This window comes from Thauera chlorobenzoica (assembly GCF_001922305.1).
In the GTDB taxonomy this organism is placed as follows: Bacteria; Pseudomonadota; Gammaproteobacteria; order Burkholderiales; family Rhodocyclaceae; genus Thauera; species Thauera chlorobenzoica.
This window is the reverse complement of sequence record NZ_CP018839.1, coordinates 2,580,462-2,595,604: the sequence shown is the minus strand read 5'-3', so window position 1 is coordinate 2,595,604 and position 15,143 is coordinate 2,580,462. Positions and strand designations below refer to the sequence as shown.

Here is a 15,143-nt window from a genome sequence, read left to right as displayed (position 1 = left end):
CATCTTGCTCAAACAGTACGACGTACTCATTCTTGGCAGCGGCACCGCCGGCCAGTCCATCGCCCTGCGCCTCGCCGACACCCTGCGAGTTGCGCTCGTCACCAAGCGCGAGCTCTCCGACAGCGCGAGCAACTGGGCCCAGGGAGGAATCGCCGCGGTTCTCGACACCACCGACAGCATCGAAGCGCACATCCAGGACACCTTCACGGCCGGTGCCGGGTTGTGCGATCCGGGCGCGACCCGTTTCGTGGTCGAAAACGGCAAGCGCGCGATCGACTGGCTGATCGAGCGCGGCGTACCCTTCACCCGCGAACCCGACTCGGAATTCGGCTACCACCTGACCCGCGAGGGCGGGCACTCCCACCGCCGCGTCATCCATGCCGCCGACGCCACCGGCGCCGCAGTGCAGCTGACACTGAGCGCCCAGGTGCGCGCCCACCCCAACATCGACATCTACGAGCATCACATCGCCGTCGATCTGGTGCTCGGCGACAAGGTCGGACAGCCGGGCGAGGGCTGCCTCGGCGCCTACGTCCTCGACATCGCCGCGGACGAGGTGGTCACCTTCAGCGCCCGCAATACCGTGCTCGCCACCGGAGGCACCGGCAAGGTCTATCTGTATACGACCAACCCGGACGTTGCCACCGGTGACGGCGTAGCCATGGCCTGGCGTGCCGGCTGCCGGGTGGGGAACATGGAATTCATCCAGTTCCATCCGACCTGCCTGTACCACCCTCAGGCCAAGTCCTTCCTGATCTCCGAGGCCGTGCGCGGCGAAGGCGGCCTGCTGAAGCTGCCCGACGGCACCCGCTTCATGCCCGAGCACGATCCGCGCGCCGAACTCGCGCCGCGCGACGTCGTCGCCCGCGCGATCGATTTCGAGATGAAAAAGCGCGGCCTCGACTGCGTCTACCTCGACATCAGTCACAAGCCCGAAGCCTGGCTGCGCGAGCACTTCCCCAACATCCACGCGCGCTGCCTGGAACTGGGTATCGACATCAGCCGTGAGCCGATCCCGGTCGTGCCCTGCGTGCATTTTTCCTGCGGCGGCATCGTCACCGACCTGTCCGCCCGCACCGACGTTCCCGGCCTGTACGCCGTCGGAGAATCCGCATTCACCGGCCTGCATGGCGCCAACCGCCTCGCAAGCAACTCCCTGCTCGAATGCCTGGTGTTCGGCGAGGCCGCCGCCAGGGACATCCTCGCCAAGCCTCACGCGCTGCCGCCGGCGTTACCCGACTGGGACGAAAGCCGCGTCACCGACGCCGATGAGGAAGTGGTGATCGCCCACAACTGGGCAGAGCTGCGCCGGGCCATGTGGGACTACGTCGGCATCGTGCGCACGACCAAGCGGCTCAAGCGTGCCCAGCACCGCATCCGCCTGCTCGAGCGCGAGATCCACGAGTTCTACACCAACTTTCGCGTCAGCAACGACCTGATCGAGCTGCGCAACCTGGTGACCACCGCCGACCTGATCGTGCGTTGCGCGCTGCGACGCAAGGAAAGCCGCGGCCTGCACACCTCGCGCGATTTCCCGACCATGCTGGCGCGCGCGCGCAACACTGTCCTGCGTCCGCGACCAACGCGAAAGAAAGCAGGAAGCTGAACCGCTATCCTTTTCGCGCCGGTGCATGCCAGCAGCGCATGCACGCACTCCGCCCTCACCGGGCCGCGAATGGCCACGGATCAAGCACCGGCGTCGCCGCGCAGCGCCCGGTGGCGCAGCCAGATCCGCAGCCCCCGCCACTGCACAGCCGGCAGGTTCACCGGCAGAAGCATCAGTCGCCTCCCGCGCTCCACGCCCCGCCCGTGCCGGGGCGGCGGTGGCATGCCGCCACCCGCGTCCGCCGCCGGGCCGGGTCGAAGATGGAGCCACAGCGCCGAGCCGAGATCGACGGCATCGGCACCGACTCGGCACAGCACCCGCTCCCCGCCACTCGACACCTCCACCGCCCCGTCCTCGAGCAGCACCAGCGTGGTCCCGCGCTTGCCCAGTTCGGCGCGGATGGCGCGCAGCAAAGAGGCGATGAGCAGCCCCCAGGCCACTGCGGCCAGGACCACCTGCCCCTCGGGACCTCCCGTCGGCATCGGGAACAGGGCATGAAAAAGCGCCAGTGCAGCCGCGACATGCACGGCCAGCACTGACGCCAGCACCCCTCGCGAAGGAGAGAGTTCGATGCTCAGCGGCCGATGCATGGAGCGGGCGCCACATGCATCGGCGCTTCAGACGCGGCGGAAGACGAGTGTCCCGTTGGTGCCACCGAAGCCGAAGTTGTTCTTCAGGGCCACATCGATCTTCATCCGCCGCGCCACGTTGGCACAGTAATCGAGATCGCACTCCGGGTCCTGGTCGAAGATGTTGATCGTCGGCGGCGAAATCTGGTGATGCACCGCCAGCACGGTAAACACCGATTCCAGGCCGCCGGCCCCACCGAGAAGGTGGCCGGTCATCGACTTGGTCGAGTTGACCACGAGCTTCTTCGCCACATCCGCGCCGAACGCGAGCTTGATGGCATCGGTCTCGTTCTTGTCGCCGAGCGGCGTCGAGGTGCCATGGGCGTTGAGGTAGTCCACTTCGTCCGGATTGACCCCGGCATTCCGCATCGCGTTGATCATGCTGCGGCGCGGGCCATCGGTGTCCGGCGCGGTCATGTGGAAGGCATCGCCGCTCATGCCGAAGCCGGCAACTTCAGCGTAGATTTTCGCCCCGCGCTTGATTGCATGCTCGTATTCCTCGAGCACCAGCACGCCGGCGCCTTCGCCGAGCACGAAACCGTCGCGCCCCTTGTCCCAGGGACGGCTGGCGGTGGCAGGATCATCATTGCGCGTGGACAAGGCCTTGGCCGAGGCGAAGCCGCCGATCGCCAGTTCGGTGACGGTGGATTCCGCGCCGCCGCACACCATCACGTCGGCATCGCCGTATTCGATCATCCGCGCGCCCATGCCTATTGCATGAAGCCCGGTGGTGCATGCGGTCACCACCGCAAGGTTCGGCCCCTTCAGGCCGAACATGATCGAGAGGTTCCCCGAGATCATGTTGATGATCGTGCCGGGAATGAAGAAGGGGGAAATCTTGCGCGGGCCGCCGCCGAGGAAATCGTTGTGGGTATCCTCGATCATCGGCAGGCCGCCGATACCCGAACCGATGTTGACACCGATGCGATCGGCGTTGGACTCATCGACCTCGATGCCTGAATCGCGGATCGCCTGGATCCCCGCAGCCATGCCGTAATGGATGAAGACATCCATCCGGCGTGCCTCCTTGGGGGAAAGATAGGCGGCGACGTCGAAGTCCTTCACTTCACCCGCGATGCGCGACGCGAAACTGCTGGCATCGAAACGCGTGATCGGGCCGACACCGCTCTTGCCGGCAGTCAGGTTTTCCCAGGCCTCGGGAACAGTATTGCCGACCGGCGAGATCACGCCTAGACCGGTGACGACGACTCTACGACGCGACACGGGCAACTCCGTTGGAATCAATAAGGAAGAATTAGAGCCTGCCCGGAACCGCGGAGACTGCAGTTACCGGACAGGAGACGCTGGAACAGCGCGTGTACTGCTTACTTCTTGAGGTGGGCGTTGACGTAGTCGATCGCCTGCTGGACGGTGGTGATCTTCTCGGCCTCTTCGTCCGGAATCTCGCACTCGAACTCCTCTTCCAGGGCCATGACCAGTTCCACGGTGTCCAGCGAATCCGCGCCCAGATCATCGACGAACGAAGATTCGATCTTGATCTCCGATTCGTTCACGCCAAGTTGCTCAGCGACGATCTTCTTGACGCGCTGTTCGATGTTCTCCATGAACCAACTCCTTCCTGAGGGTGACAGGTGTATTTGAAAAAAGCCGGCGTATTCTACCAAAACGCCGGGGAACCGCTATCCTGAACCTTGATCAGGACATGTACATACCGCCATTGACGTGCAGGGTGGTCCCCGTCACGTAAGCAGCGGCAGGTGATGCGAGAAATGCGACCGCGCCGGCGATCTCTTCCGGGCGCCCGAGGCGCCCCAGGGCGATATTACCCAGGAGCGCGTCGCGCGCCGCGTCGGGCAGCGCGCGCGTCATGTCAGTGTCGATGAATCCCGGCGCCACGCAATTGACCGTGATGTTGCGGCTGCCCAGTTCGCGCGCCAGCGCACGGCTCATGCCTGCCACCCCGGCCTTGGCCGCGGCATAGTTGGCCTGGCCGGGGTTGCCCGCGCTCGCCACCACCGAGGTGATGTTGATGATGCGTCCGCTGCGCGCCTTCATCATCCCGCGCATCACCAGCTTGCTCATGCGGAAGACGGCGCGCAGGTTGGTGTCGAGCACCGCATCCCACTCCTCGTCCTTCATCCGCATCGCGAGGTTGTCGCGGGTGATGCCGGCGTTATTGACCAGGATGGCAATCGGGCCGAAACGCTTTTCGACCTCGCCGACGAGCGCCTCGCAGGCTGCGGCGTCGGTGACGTCGAGCGCCATCCCGGCACCCTTCAGACCCGCCTCGGTGACGGCCTTTTCGATTTCGGCAGCGCCGGACCCGGACGTCGCAGTGCCGATCACGGTCGCCCCCAGGCGGGCCAGTTCGAGCGCCACGGCACGGCCGATGCCGCGCGATGCGCCGGTGACCAGGGCGATCTGCCCTTCGAGTGAAAAACTCATCCCTTACCTCGTTGCCGCAATCGATTCTTCCAGGCTCGCCGCGTCGTGCGCCGAGCCGCCCTCCACTTCCTTGGCGATGCGCTTGGTCATCCCCGCCAGCACCTTGCCCGGGCCGCACTCGATGACGTGGCTCATGCCGCGCGCGGCCATCGCCTGCACCAGCTCGATCCAGCGCACCGGCGAGAAGGCCTGGCGCACCAAGGCATCGCGGATCTTCTCCGGCTCATCATAGATGGCCACATCGGCGTTGTTGATGACGTCGATTTCCGGCTTCGAAATCGTCACGCCGGCCAGGCGCCCGGCCAGGCGCTCGGCCGCCGGACGCATCAGCGCACAGTGGAACGGCGCGGACACCGGCAGCAGCACGGCACGCTTGGCACCCTTGGCCTTGGCAATCCCGCTCGCACGCTCGACCGCGGCCCGGGCACCGGCGATCACGATCTGGCCGGGCGCGTTCAGGTTCGCGGCCTCGACCACCTCCCCCTGCGCCGCTTCCGCACAAGCTTCGCGCACCGCATCGGCTTCCAGGCCCATCACCGCAGCCATCGCGCCTTCGCCCGCCGGCACCGCTTCCTGCATCGCCTGGGCGCGAAAGCGCACCAGCGGCACCGCGTCCTTGAACGCCATCGCCCCGGCCGCGACCAGTGCGGAGTATTCACCCAGGCTGTGCCCCGCGACCATCGCCGGCTTCGCCCCACCGCCCGCCCGCCAGGCGCGCCAGGTCGCCACCCCTGCGGTCAGCATCAGCGGCTGGGTGTTGACGGTCAGGGCCAGGCGCTCGGCCGGGCCGTCGCAGACCATCGCCCACAGATCCTCGCCGAGGGCATCCGACGCCTCGGCGAAGGTGTCACGAATCACGGTCGAATCCCCATACGCAGCCATCATGCCGACGGACTGCGACCCCTGGCCGGGAAAAACCAGCGCAAATGCCATGCCTGCTCTCCGCTTGTCAGAAATGCTGGTGAAAAATCAGAAATCGATCAGGGCCGCGCCCCAGGTGAAACCGCCGCCCACGCCTTCCACCACCAGGCGCTGGCCGCGGCGGACCTGGCCGCTGCGCACCGCTTCGTCGAGCGCGAGCGGGATCGAGGCCGCCGAAGTATTGCCGTGGTGATCAACGGTGGTGACGACGCGCTCCATCGGCAGGCCAAGGCGCCTGGCGGTCGCCTGGATGATGCGGATGTTGGCCTGGTGGGGAATCAGCCAGTCGACGCTGTCGGCCGGCGCACCGGCCTGCTCCAGCACTTCCTGGGCGACATCGCCGAGCACCTTGACCGCGAATTTGAACACTGCCTGCCCGTCCATGCGCAGGAAAGGATCGCCGATCACCTGACCCGAAGCGACGCCGCCGGGCACGCACAGGATCGGATGGTGGCTGCCGTCGGCGTGCAGCGCGCTGGCGCGGATCCCGGGCTGCGTCGAGGCCTCGAGCACGACCGCGCCGGCGCCGTCGCCGAACAGCACGCAGGTGGCCCGGTCCGACCAGTCGAGGATGCGCGAGAACACTTCGGCACCGATCACCAGGGCACGCGTGTGGCTACCCGAGCGGATGAACTTCTCCGCCACCGTCAGCGCATAGACGAAGCCGCTGCACACGGCCTGGACGTCGAACGCGGGGCCGCCGTTGCGGATCCCGAGCTTGGACTGCACCAAGGCGGCGGTACTCGGAAAGATATAGTCGGGCGTCGACGTGGCGACGATGATCAGGTCGATGTCGTCGGCCTCGCAACCGGCGGCTTCGATCGCGTGCTCGGCGGCGACACGCGCCAGATCGCTCGCTCCGACATCGGCAGCGGCGAGGTAACGGCTGCGGATCCCCGAGCGGCTGACGATCCACTCGTCCGACGTGTCGATGCCGCGCGCGACCAAGTCCTCGTTGCTCACCGGGTTGCCCGGCAGACAGCTGCCGGTGCCGGCGATCCGTGCGTAGATCATGCCTTCACCTCATTCATGCTCGCCATGCGCTCGGAAATGCGCTCGATGAGCCGGTTGGATGCGGCCTCGGCTGCACGCGACAGCGCGTTCGCAAAAGCGAGCGCATCGGCCGAGCCGTGGCTTTTGAGAACGACGCCGCGCAAACCGAGGAGCGGGGCACCGTTGTACAGGCGATGGTCCACCCGGCGCTTGAAGCGCTTGAGCACCGGCAGCGCGACCAGCCCCATCAGCTTGGCCGGCAGGGAGCGGCCGAACTCTTCCTTGAGGAAGGCGCCCAGCATCTGGGCTAGCCCCTCCGAGGTTTTCAGCGCGACGTTGCCGACGAAGCCGTCGCAGACGACCACATCGACCGTCCCCTCGTAGATGTCGTTGCCCTCGACGTTGCCATGGAAATTCAGGCCGCTGCCGCGCAGCAGTTCGCCCGCCTCCTTGACCACGTCGTTGCCCTTGATCGCTTCCTCGCCGATGTTCAACAGGCCGACACTGGGGCGTTCCTTGTGCTCGATGGCCGCCACCAGCATCGCCCCCATGATGCCGAACTGGAGCAGATGCTCGGCCGAGCAGTCCACGTTGGCGCCGAGGTCGAGCATGTAGGTGTGGCCCTTCAGCGAAGGAAGGATGGTGGCGATCGCCGGCCGGTCGATGCCCGCCAGCGTCTTCAACACAAAGCGCGAAATCGCCATCAGCGCGCCAGTATTCCCGGCCGACACGGCGGCATCGGCATTGCCCGCCTTGACCAGATCGATCGCCACCCGCATCGAAGAATCCTTCTTCGTGCGCATGGCGATCGCGGGCGGATCGTCCATCGCCACGACTTCGGAAGCGGGCCGCAGCTGCAGGCGCGAACCGAAGTCGGCCGCTGCCGTGCCGAGCAGGGGCCGGATCGCCTCCTCCCGCCCCACCAGGATTGCATTGGCTTCGGAATGGCTGCGCAGGAAGGACAGCGCAGCAGGCACGGTCACGACCGGGCCGTGATCGCCACCCATGCAATCGACCGCAATGGTGACACCCATCGGCATCTCGCGTGATTCAGTCGGTAAAGTCGGAAAAAAAGCGGCGCAGGCGCAAAGCGCACTGCGCCGCCCTCATGCGTGCGGGCAGCGGGATTACTCGCCCTTGACCTTCAGGACCTTCTTGCCGCGGTAAAAGCCATTGGGGCTGATGTGGTGGCGCAGATGCACTTCACCGGTGGTCGGTTCCACGGCCAGCGCCGGGCCGGTAAGGAAATCGTGCGCACGATGCATGCCACGCTTGGACGGGGACTTCTTGTTCTGCTGAACGGCCATGAGAAATGCTCCTAAAACAAATATCGCGCCTATTTCGCGCTGGGACTGCCTCGCAGCGACGCCAGCGCAGCGAAAGGCGATTCTTTTGACGCCCCCCCCACCGGGCGGGGCGCGTCACAATTTTCGTGCCGCGGTGCGACCGGCAGCGCCAGCAGGATCTCGTCTTCGAGAAGCGCCAGCGCATCGAACTCGTCACCGACCTCGATCGCATCGAACTCGTCGTTTTCAAGCTCTTCTTCCGGGATCGGCTGCCCAGCCCTGACCAGTTGCAACTGCGTATCGAGCTTGAGCACCCACGCAAGGCCGCCCAGACAGCGCTGGCAACACAGATCGAGCTGCCCGCTCGCGGTCAGGCGCAACCGCGGCTCTCGCCGGGCCACTTCCCCGACCAGCGAACCTTCCAGCTTCCAGCGCACCACGCCTTCGGTCGAGGCAAGGACATCGCTCAAGCGCAGCAAATCCGCCACAGCGACCTCGCCCTGAATCGAGCGCGCCTCTGCGGCAAACCTGAAAGGGTCGGAGATGACTCTCGACGGGATGCCTTGTTGCGACATAAGCCGCGCATGATATTATTTTTTCGAGCTTTGTGTAAAGCCATCCCGCATCAGCCCGCCTGACCGGGCGAGCTGCCGGCAACACAAAGCCGACCGTCGTTCACGTCCCGCGCGGCACTGCCCCTTCTTCGCCCCTTTCCCTTCGCTGCCATCCCACTTCGCACCCCGCACCATCCATGAACCTCGTCCTCGCCTCGACTTCCGCCTACCGCCGGATGCTGCTCGAGCGGCTGCAGCTGCCGTTCTCGACCGACCGTCCTGAAACCGACGAGACGCCGCTGCCCGGCGAGTACCCCGCAACGACCGCGGAGCGGCTGGCGGCCGAGAAGGCGCGGGCCGTCGCCGTGCGCTGGCCCGACGCCCTCATCATCGGCAGCGACCAGGTCGCCTGCCTCGGCGACGAGATCTTCGGCAAACCCGGCACCGAAGAACGCGCCATCGCCCAGTTGCAGCGCATGCGCGGGCAGACGGTCACCTTCCATACCGCCCTCGCCGTACTCAACACCCGCAGTGGCCGGCTGCAGGTCGAAGGCGTGCCGACGCAGGTCCGCTTCCGTCCGCTGAGCGACGACGAGATCCGCCGCTATGTCGCCAAGGAACGCCCGCTCGATTGCGCCGGCAGCGCCAAATCGGAAGGATTGGGGATCACCCTGCTCGACGCCATGCCCGGCGACGACCCCACCGCGCTGATCGGCCTGCCGCTGATCGCCCTCGCCCGCATGCTGCGCGCCGAAGGCCTGGAGCTGCCGTGAGCCAGGCTCGAGTCACCCCGCCCGCCCCCCCGACAGGGACGCTTTACCTCATCCCGGTCGCCCTCGGCGAAACCCCCTGGGCGGCGTTCCTGCCGGCGCAGGCGCAGGCCATCGCCGCCAGCCTGCGCCACTTCGTGGTCGAAACCGCGCGCGCCGCACGCGCCCACCTGAAGCAGCTCGACTACCCGCACCCGCTGCGCGAAACCGACATCCGGGAACTGCCCGCCGATCCACAGGCCGCCGACCCCGCCCTGCTCGACGCCCTCCTCGCTCCCGCGCTGAACGGCACCGACCTCGGCCTGATGTCGGACGCCGGCTGCCCGGCGGTCGCCGACCCCGGCGCCCGCCTGGTCGCCCGCGCCCACGCACGGGGTATTCGCGTCGTACCGCTGGTCGGCCCCTCCTCCATCCTGCTCGGCCTGATGGGCTCCGGGCTGAACGGCCAGAGCTTCGCCTTTCACGGTTACCTGCCTGTCGATGAAGCCGGGCGCGACACCGCCCTGCGCGCGCTCGAGAGCGAATCGCGCCAGCTCGGCCGCACCCAGATCTTCATCGAGACGCCGTATCGCAACGAGCGCATGTTCGACGCCCTGCTCAAGCTGCTTCGGCCCGAAACCCGCCTGTGCGTCGCCTGCGAACTCAACACCGCAAGCGAGCTCCTCCTCACCCGCAGCATCCGCGACTGGAAGAAAGCGCCACACCCGGCACTCGCCAAACGCCCGGCGCTGTTCCTGCTCCTGGCCTGACATCCATGGCCGCAGCCGGCGGCGCCACCGGCCACCGCAAGCTGCGCACGCCCAACCGCCCCGGCGGACACATCCGCCCGGGCATCCTCGCGCTCAGGCGTGCTCGAACAGCCAGCGCGCCAGCTCGTGCGGCCGATGCACGCAGGCCAGCGGCGACTCGGCCTCCAGCGCCGCCACCGGATGCGCGCCGAAGCTGACCGCGAGCGCGGCCGTGCCGGCATTCTTCGCCATCTGCAGATCGTGCGTGGTGTCGCCAACCATCAGCGTGCGCTCGGGGGGCACGCCCAGTTCGTCCATCAGCTGCTCGAGCATCGCCGGATGGGGTTTGGAAAAACACTCGTCCGCGCAGCGCGTGCTGTGGAAATAAGTGCCGAGCCCGGTATGGCCGAGCGCACGGTCGAGCCCGACCCGGCTCTTGCCGGTCGCCACGCCGAGCATCCGCCCGCGCCCAGCGAGGCCGGCGAGCATTTCGGCAACACCTTCAAACAGCACCAGCTCATGGTCGCGCGACAGGTAGTGGTGACGGTAGCGCTCGACCATGCGCGGATAATCGGCTTCCGCCAGTTCCGGCACCGCATGGCGCAACGCGTCCCCCAGCCCCAGGCCGATGACGTAGCGCGCACGCTCGTCCGACGGCGCCGGCAGGGCAAGGTCGCACGCCGCCGCCTGCATCGCACGCACGATCGCCGCGGCCGAATCCATCAGCGTGCCGTCCCAGTCGAAGACGATCAGATCGAAGCGCTCAGCCATGTTTTTTCTCCGCGGCATCGAGCCGCTCGATGAAGGATTGCAGGTCGCCGGGCAACGGCGACTCGAAGGCAAGCGCCTCGCCCGTCAGCGGATGGCGGAAGCTCAGCTGCGCGGCGTGCAGGAACATGCGCTTGAGCCCCTCGCCTTCGAGCCGCTTGTTGAGGGCGAAATCGCCGTATTTGTCGTCACCGCACAGCGGAAAGCCGAGGTGTGCCAGATGCACCCGGATCTGATGCGTGCGCCCGGTCTTCAGCTCCACCTCGAGCAGGCTGTAGCCGCCCCAGCGCCTGACCAGCCGCATCACGCTGTGCGCCGGCTTGCCCTCGTCGCTCACCCGCACGCGGCGCTCGCCCTCGGCGGTCAGGTACTTGTAGAGCGGCGCCCTCACATGCTGCAGCGAATTCGCCCAGCGCCCCGGCACCAGGGTCAGGTAGCGCTTTTCCACCCGGCCTTCGCGCAGCATGTCGTGCAGGGCGGTGAGCGCGGAGCGCTTCTTGGCGACGATCAAGAGACCCGAGGTTTCCCGGTCGAGCCGGTGCGCCAGCTCGAGCAGGCGCACGTCGGGGCGCTGCGCGCGCAACTGCTCGATGACGCCGTAGCTCACCCCGCTGCCGCCATGCACCGCCTTGCCCGAAGGCTTGTCGATGACGAGCAGCGCGTCGTCCTCGTACACCACCGGCAACGGCTTGCCCGCCGGCGCCGGCGCAGTGCGTGCCGGCTCGGCGATACGGATCGGCGGAATACGCACCTCGTCCCCTTCCGCCAGGCGGTAGGTCTGCTGCACCCGGCGTCCATTGACGCGGACTTCGCCGCTGCGCAGGATGCGATAGACGTGACTTTTCGGCACCCCCTTGGCGATGCGCAACAGGTAGTTGTCGATGCGCTGCCCCGCAGCCTCCTCATCGATGCGCTCGTGGCGAACCGCGATCGCTTTGCCTTCAATCGTCGTCATGAAATATACTTCCGGGCGGTCGACCCGGTCGCTGCCAACCAAGTGCGACACGTCTAATTTTCCCTGCAGGTCGAAACATCTGCATCGGAGGCGTGCGCAGACTGCTGGCAATGAGCCCTGAAGAGCGCTCCCGGCTCGACCGTTGCCCGCCATCCAAGGCCGAAAAGGCGCCGATGGTAACGCAACCGTCCCACTTCGACATACCCATCCAGCCCGCGGGTTGGATTTTGACGCACAAACCGCACAGCAGGATCAAATGCTCCGGCCCGGCCCCACAACCGGCGGGAGCAAGAGAATATCGACCAGCCGACCCATCACAGCCCGACAAACCCACCGGATGAAAGCAGCAGTCATGTCCAGTCGCTCCTGATCCCGGAAAGCGCGATGGTGCGCGCCGCTCGTCCTGCCCGTGTGCTTTGCGCGGGAGAACGATCCAAATGAAGCGCATGCTTTTCAACGCGACGCAGGCCGAAGAACTACGCGTCGCAATCGTGGACGGTCAGAAACTGATCGATCTCGATATCGAATCGGCCGCAAAAGAAGAACGCAAGAGCAACATCTACAAGGCGGTCATCACCCGCATCGAGCCCAGCCTCGAAGCGGCCTTCGTCGACTACGGCGCCGAGCGCCACGGCTTCCTGCCGTTCAAGGAAATCTCGCGCACCTACTTCCAGCCCGGCGTCGATGCCGGCAAGGCCTCGATCAAGGAAGCCCTCAGAGAAGGCCAGGAACTCATCGTCCAGGTGGAAAAGGACGAGCGCGGCAACAAGGGCGCGGCGCTCACCACCTACATCTCGCTCGCCGGCCGCTATCTGGTGCTGATGCCCAACAACCCGCGCGGCGGCGGCGTCTCGCGCCGCGTCGAGGGCGACGAGCGCGCCGAACTGCGCGAGGCGATGGACCAGCTCGAAGTCCCCTCGGGGATGAGCCTGATCGCGCGCACCGCGGCGATCGGCCGCTCCGCCGAAGAGCTGCAGTGGGACCTCAACTACCTGCTGCAGCTGTGGACCGCGATCGAAGGCGCGGCGCAGGGCCAGTCCGGCGCGTTCCTGATCTACCAGGAAGGCAGCCTGGTGATCCGCGCGATCCGCGACTACTTCCAGCCCGACATCGGCGAGATCCTGATCGACACCGACGACATCTTCGACCAGGCGTGCCAGTTCATGGCCCACGTCATGCCTGCGAACGTCTCCCGGGTGAAGCGCTACAGCGACGACGTGCCGCTGTTCTCGCGCTTCCAGATCGAGCACCAGATCGAATCGGCCTATTCGCGCCAGGTGAACCTGCCCTCGGGCGGCGCGGTCGTGATCGACCATACCGAGGCGCTGGTGTCGGTCGACGTCAACTCGGGCCGCGCCACCAAGGGCGCCGACATCGAGGAAACCGCGCTGCGCACCAACCTCGAAGCCGCCGACGAGCTTGCCCGCCAGCTGCGCCTGCGCGACCTCGGCGGCCTGATCGTGATCGACTTCATCGACATGGAGTCGGCGAAGAACCAGCGCGAAGTCGAAAGCCGCCTGCGCGACGCCCTGCGCCACGACCGCGCACGGGTACAGACCGGCAAGATCAGCCGCTTCGGCCTGCTCGAGCTCTCCCGCCAGCGCCTGCGTCCGGCGCTCGCCGAAACCAGCTACATCACCTGCCCGCGCTGCAACGGCACCGGCCATATCCGCAGCACCGAATCGTCGGCGCTGCACATCGTGCGCATCCTCGAAGAGGAAGCGATGAAGGAGAACACCGGCGCGGTGCACCTGCAGGTGCCGGTCGACGTCGCAACCTTCCTCCTCAACGAGAAGCGCGTCGATATCGCCCGCATCGAGATGCGCCACAAGGTGCAGCTGATCATCGTCCCGAACCGCCATCTGGAGACGCCGGCGCACGAGATCATCCGCCTGCGCCACGACCAGCTCAACGCCGAAGACATCGCCCTGGCCAGCTACCAGATGGTGCAGAAGCCGGACGAAGAGCAGCAGCGCCTGCCGTCGAAGGCCAACGAGCGCCCGCCGCGCCAGGAAGCCGCGGTCAAGGGCATCGCCCCGGCCCAGCCGGCACCGATCGCAGCCGCCGCGCCGGCCGATGCGCCTCCCGCGGCGGCGCCCCAGCCTCCGTCGAAGGGCTTGTTCGCCCGCATCATCGGCCTGTTCACCGGCAAGAAGGCCGAAGCGCCGCCGCCGTCGGCACTCACCACTGCGACTGAAGCCGCGCCGAAGCGGGAGGGCCGCGGCCGCAGCGAGCGCAGTGGCGAAGGCCGCCGTGGCAACGGCAGCCGTGGCCGCCGCAACGAGCGTGACGGCGACCCCCAGGGCGGACGCAGCCCCCGCACCGAGCGCGGCGAAAACACCGAGCGCCCGCAACGCAACGCGGCTCCTGCAGAGCGGCCCGAGCGCAGCGAGCGCGCCGAACGCACGGAAAAGGCTGAGCGCGCCGAAGGCGGTCGCCGCGGCCGCGGTCAGCGCGTCAACCGCGACGAAGAAGCGGTCGAGCGCAACGAAAGGACGACCGAGCTTCGCAGCGCGATCGTCGACGAGGACCGGCTGACAGCAGGCACCGCAGGCGTCCTTGCGGCCGCGGCCACTGCCGAGACGCTCGCCCCGGAAGCCGCAGCCAGCGAAACGCCAGCCGCCGAAATCGCCACTGAAGAAGGCGCCCCGACCGAGAAGCGCCGCCGTCGCGGTCGTGGTCGCGGCCGCCGTTCCGGTGAAGCGCAAGCCAGCGCGGCGGTCTCCGGCGAGGACAGCGCCGAAGCCCAGGGCGAAGATAGCGCGCCCGTGCCAGCTCCCACCCCGGACTCCGAGGCGGACGATGCGCTTGCGTCCATTCCCCCCTCGGCTCCGAGCGAGGAGCGCGTCGGCAGCAACGCGGCACCAGTTGCCGAAGCAACGCTGACTCCCCAGCCGCTCGAGCACAGCACGGCGGCGGATACGCCCGCGCAAGCCGAACCGGAACTCCCGGTCGCCGTGTCCGCCGCAGTGAGCATCGAGCCTGCACCGCAAACGCCGGCCGAAGCACCGCCGGCCCCGGTCCGCATCGTTGCCCCGGTGCCCCCCGCGCCGGATGCAGCCGCCAGCCCGGCGGCCGAGGCACCGTTTGCGTCCGAGCCGGGCATCGAGGTCGCAGCGACCGCACCGGCGCCGGCCATCGCCGCAGCGGCAATCGTCGAACACGCCGAACCGGCCGCGCCCAGCGGCAGCACCGCAATCGAAGCCGAGCCCGTACCGGAGACCGCTGCCGAAGCGCCGATCGAAGCGCCCTTGCCGGCCGATGAAGCCGAGCCGGCGGCAGGCCGACCCGAGCTCGCCCCGAACGCGCCGGCCCCGGTTGCGGACGACAACGGACTGATCAAGATCGAAACCGATCCGTCCAAGATCGTACAGTTCGGCAGCGGCGCGGTCGAACCTCCGGTGCGTCTTGGCCGCAAACCGCGCACGGCTCCGGTCGTCGTCGATGAGCCGCTGCAGCAGGTGGAAACCCACAAGTAAGCCCGCCCCCTGCGGCAGGAGGCCGTCTCGCAAGAGACGGCCTCCTGC

Annotated in this window: 15 protein-coding genes; 4 read left to right on the top strand and 11 right to left on the bottom strand. The window is 67.4% G+C overall.

What is annotated here, in order from left to right:
- Positions 1-4: 4 nt before the first annotated feature.
- Positions 5-1,606, top strand: coding sequence for an L-aspartate oxidase (nadB, locus tag Tchl_RS11995; protein ID WP_075149708.1), 1,602 nt, complete (start codon positions 5-7; stop codon positions 1,604-1,606).
- A gap of 80 nt (positions 1,607-1,686) precedes the next feature.
- Here the strand turns inward: nadB and Tchl_RS11990 are convergent, their stop codons facing one another.
- From Tchl_RS11990 to Tchl_RS11950, 9 genes are all read right to left on the bottom strand, one after another.
- Positions 1,687-2,196, bottom strand: a complete 510-nt coding sequence (locus tag Tchl_RS11990) for a protein YgfX (protein WP_075148628.1) — start codon at positions 2,194-2,196, stop codon at positions 1,687-1,689.
- A 27-nt stretch (positions 2,197-2,223) separates the two neighbouring features.
- On the bottom strand, positions 2,224-3,459 hold the full coding sequence (gene fabF, locus Tchl_RS11985) for a beta-ketoacyl-ACP synthase II (RefSeq protein ID WP_075148627.1): 1,236 nt from the start codon (positions 3,457-3,459) through the stop codon (positions 2,224-2,226).
- 101 nt (positions 3,460-3,560) lie between these two features.
- Positions 3,561-3,800 carry an acyl carrier protein gene (gene acpP, locus Tchl_RS11980; protein WP_004255952.1) on the bottom strand — a complete coding sequence of 80 codons (240 nt, stop codon included), beginning with the start codon at positions 3,798-3,800 and terminating at the stop codon, positions 3,561-3,563.
- Positions 3,801-3,891: 91 nt separating this feature from the next.
- Complete coding sequence (gene fabG / locus Tchl_RS11975) at positions 3,892-4,641, bottom strand: 3-oxoacyl-ACP reductase FabG (RefSeq protein ID WP_075148626.1); 750 nt, start codon at positions 4,639-4,641, stop codon at positions 3,892-3,894.
- Positions 4,642-4,644: 3 nt separating this feature from the next.
- Positions 4,645-5,574 carry an ACP S-malonyltransferase gene (gene fabD / locus Tchl_RS11970; protein ID WP_075148625.1) on the bottom strand — a complete coding sequence of 310 codons (930 nt, stop codon included), beginning with the start codon at positions 5,572-5,574 and terminating at the stop codon, positions 4,645-4,647.
- 36 nt (positions 5,575-5,610) lie between these two features.
- Positions 5,611-6,576, bottom strand: a complete 966-nt coding sequence (locus Tchl_RS11965; RefSeq protein WP_075148624.1) for a beta-ketoacyl-ACP synthase III — start codon at positions 6,574-6,576, stop codon at positions 5,611-5,613.
- On the bottom strand, positions 6,573-7,589 hold the full coding sequence (gene plsX / locus Tchl_RS11960) for a phosphate acyltransferase PlsX (protein WP_075149707.1): 1,017 nt from the start codon (positions 7,587-7,589) through the stop codon (positions 6,573-6,575). The genes Tchl_RS11965 and plsX overlap by 4 nt, the downstream gene beginning before the upstream one ends.
- Positions 7,590-7,682: 93 nt before the next feature.
- Positions 7,683-7,862 carry a 50S ribosomal protein L32 gene (gene rpmF / locus Tchl_RS11955; RefSeq protein WP_075148623.1) on the bottom strand — a complete coding sequence of 60 codons (180 nt, stop codon included), beginning with the start codon at positions 7,860-7,862 and terminating at the stop codon, positions 7,683-7,685.
- Positions 7,863-7,891: 29 nt separating this feature from the next.
- Positions 7,892-8,416 (bottom strand): YceD family protein, encoded by a 525-nt coding sequence (locus Tchl_RS11950; RefSeq protein ID WP_075148622.1) that lies wholly within the window; start codon positions 8,414-8,416, stop codon positions 7,892-7,894.
- Between the two features lie 176 nt (positions 8,417-8,592).
- On the opposite strand from Tchl_RS11950, the gene Tchl_RS11945 reads away from it, so the two are divergent.
- Positions 8,593-9,168, top strand: coding sequence for a Maf family protein (locus tag Tchl_RS11945; RefSeq protein ID WP_075148621.1), 576 nt, complete (start codon positions 8,593-8,595; stop codon positions 9,166-9,168).
- Positions 9,165-9,914, top strand: coding sequence for an SAM-dependent methyltransferase (locus Tchl_RS11940; RefSeq protein WP_075148620.1), 750 nt, complete (start codon positions 9,165-9,167; stop codon positions 9,912-9,914). The genes Tchl_RS11945 and Tchl_RS11940 overlap by 4 nt, the downstream gene beginning before the upstream one ends.
- Before the next feature lie 93 nt (positions 9,915-10,007).
- On the opposite strand, the gene Tchl_RS11935 is transcribed toward Tchl_RS11940, so the two are convergent.
- Together Tchl_RS11935 and Tchl_RS11930 are read right to left on the bottom strand one after the other, a co-directional pair.
- A complete protein-coding gene (locus Tchl_RS11935) occupies positions 10,008-10,664 on the bottom strand; it encodes an HAD-IA family hydrolase (protein ID WP_075148619.1) in 657 nt (218 codons plus the stop codon).
- Positions 10,657-11,616: an RluA family pseudouridine synthase gene (locus Tchl_RS11930; RefSeq protein ID WP_075148618.1), complete on the bottom strand. Its 960-nt coding sequence runs from the start codon at positions 11,614-11,616 to the stop codon at positions 10,657-10,659. Before Tchl_RS11930 ends, Tchl_RS11935 begins: the two co-directional genes overlap by 8 nt.
- A gap of 437 nt (positions 11,617-12,053) precedes the next feature.
- On the opposite strand from Tchl_RS11930, the gene Tchl_RS11920 reads away from it, so the two are divergent.
- Positions 12,054-15,095, top strand: a complete 3,042-nt coding sequence (locus tag Tchl_RS11920; RefSeq protein WP_075148617.1) for an Rne/Rng family ribonuclease — start codon at positions 12,054-12,056, stop codon at positions 15,093-15,095.
- Positions 15,096-15,143: the final 48 nt, after the last annotated feature.

Excerpts from the sequence above, each read along its gene's own strand:
- Tchl_RS11935 (WP_075148619.1), bottom strand. The coding sequence starts at position 10,664 with ATGGCTGAGCGCTTCGATCTGATCGTCTTCGACTGGGACGGCACGCTG.
- Tchl_RS11930 (WP_075148618.1), bottom strand. The coding sequence starts at position 11,616 with ATGACGACGATTGAAGGCAAAGCGATCGCGGTTCGCCACGAGCGCATC.
- fabD (WP_075148625.1), bottom strand. The coding sequence starts at position 5,574 with ATGGCATTTGCGCTGGTTTTTCCCGGCCAGGGGTCGCAGTCCGTCGGC.
- Tchl_RS11950 (WP_075148622.1), bottom strand. The coding sequence starts at position 8,416 with ATGTCGCAACAAGGCATCCCGTCGAGAGTCATCTCCGACCCTTTCAGG.
- Tchl_RS11945 (WP_075148621.1), top strand. The coding sequence starts at position 8,593 with ATGAACCTCGTCCTCGCCTCGACTTCCGCCTACCGCCGGATGCTGCTC.
- rpmF (WP_075148623.1), bottom strand. The coding sequence starts at position 7,862 with ATGGCCGTTCAGCAGAACAAGAAGTCCCCGTCCAAGCGTGGCATGCAT.
- plsX (WP_075149707.1), bottom strand. The coding sequence starts at position 7,589 with ATGGGTGTCACCATTGCGGTCGATTGCATGGGTGGCGATCACGGCCCG.
- Tchl_RS11965 (WP_075148624.1), bottom strand. The coding sequence starts at position 6,576 with ATGATCTACGCACGGATCGCCGGCACCGGCAGCTGTCTGCCGGGCAAC.
- fabG (WP_075148626.1), bottom strand. The coding sequence starts at position 4,641 with ATGAGTTTTTCACTCGAAGGGCAGATCGCCCTGGTCACCGGCGCATCG.
- Tchl_RS11920 (WP_075148617.1), top strand. The coding sequence starts at position 12,054 with ATGAAGCGCATGCTTTTCAACGCGACGCAGGCCGAAGAACTACGCGTC.
- acpP (WP_004255952.1), bottom strand. The coding sequence starts at position 3,800 with ATGGAGAACATCGAACAGCGCGTCAAGAAGATCGTCGCTGAGCAACTT.
- Tchl_RS11990 (WP_075148628.1), bottom strand. The coding sequence starts at position 2,196 with ATGCATCGGCCGCTGAGCATCGAACTCTCTCCTTCGCGAGGGGTGCTG.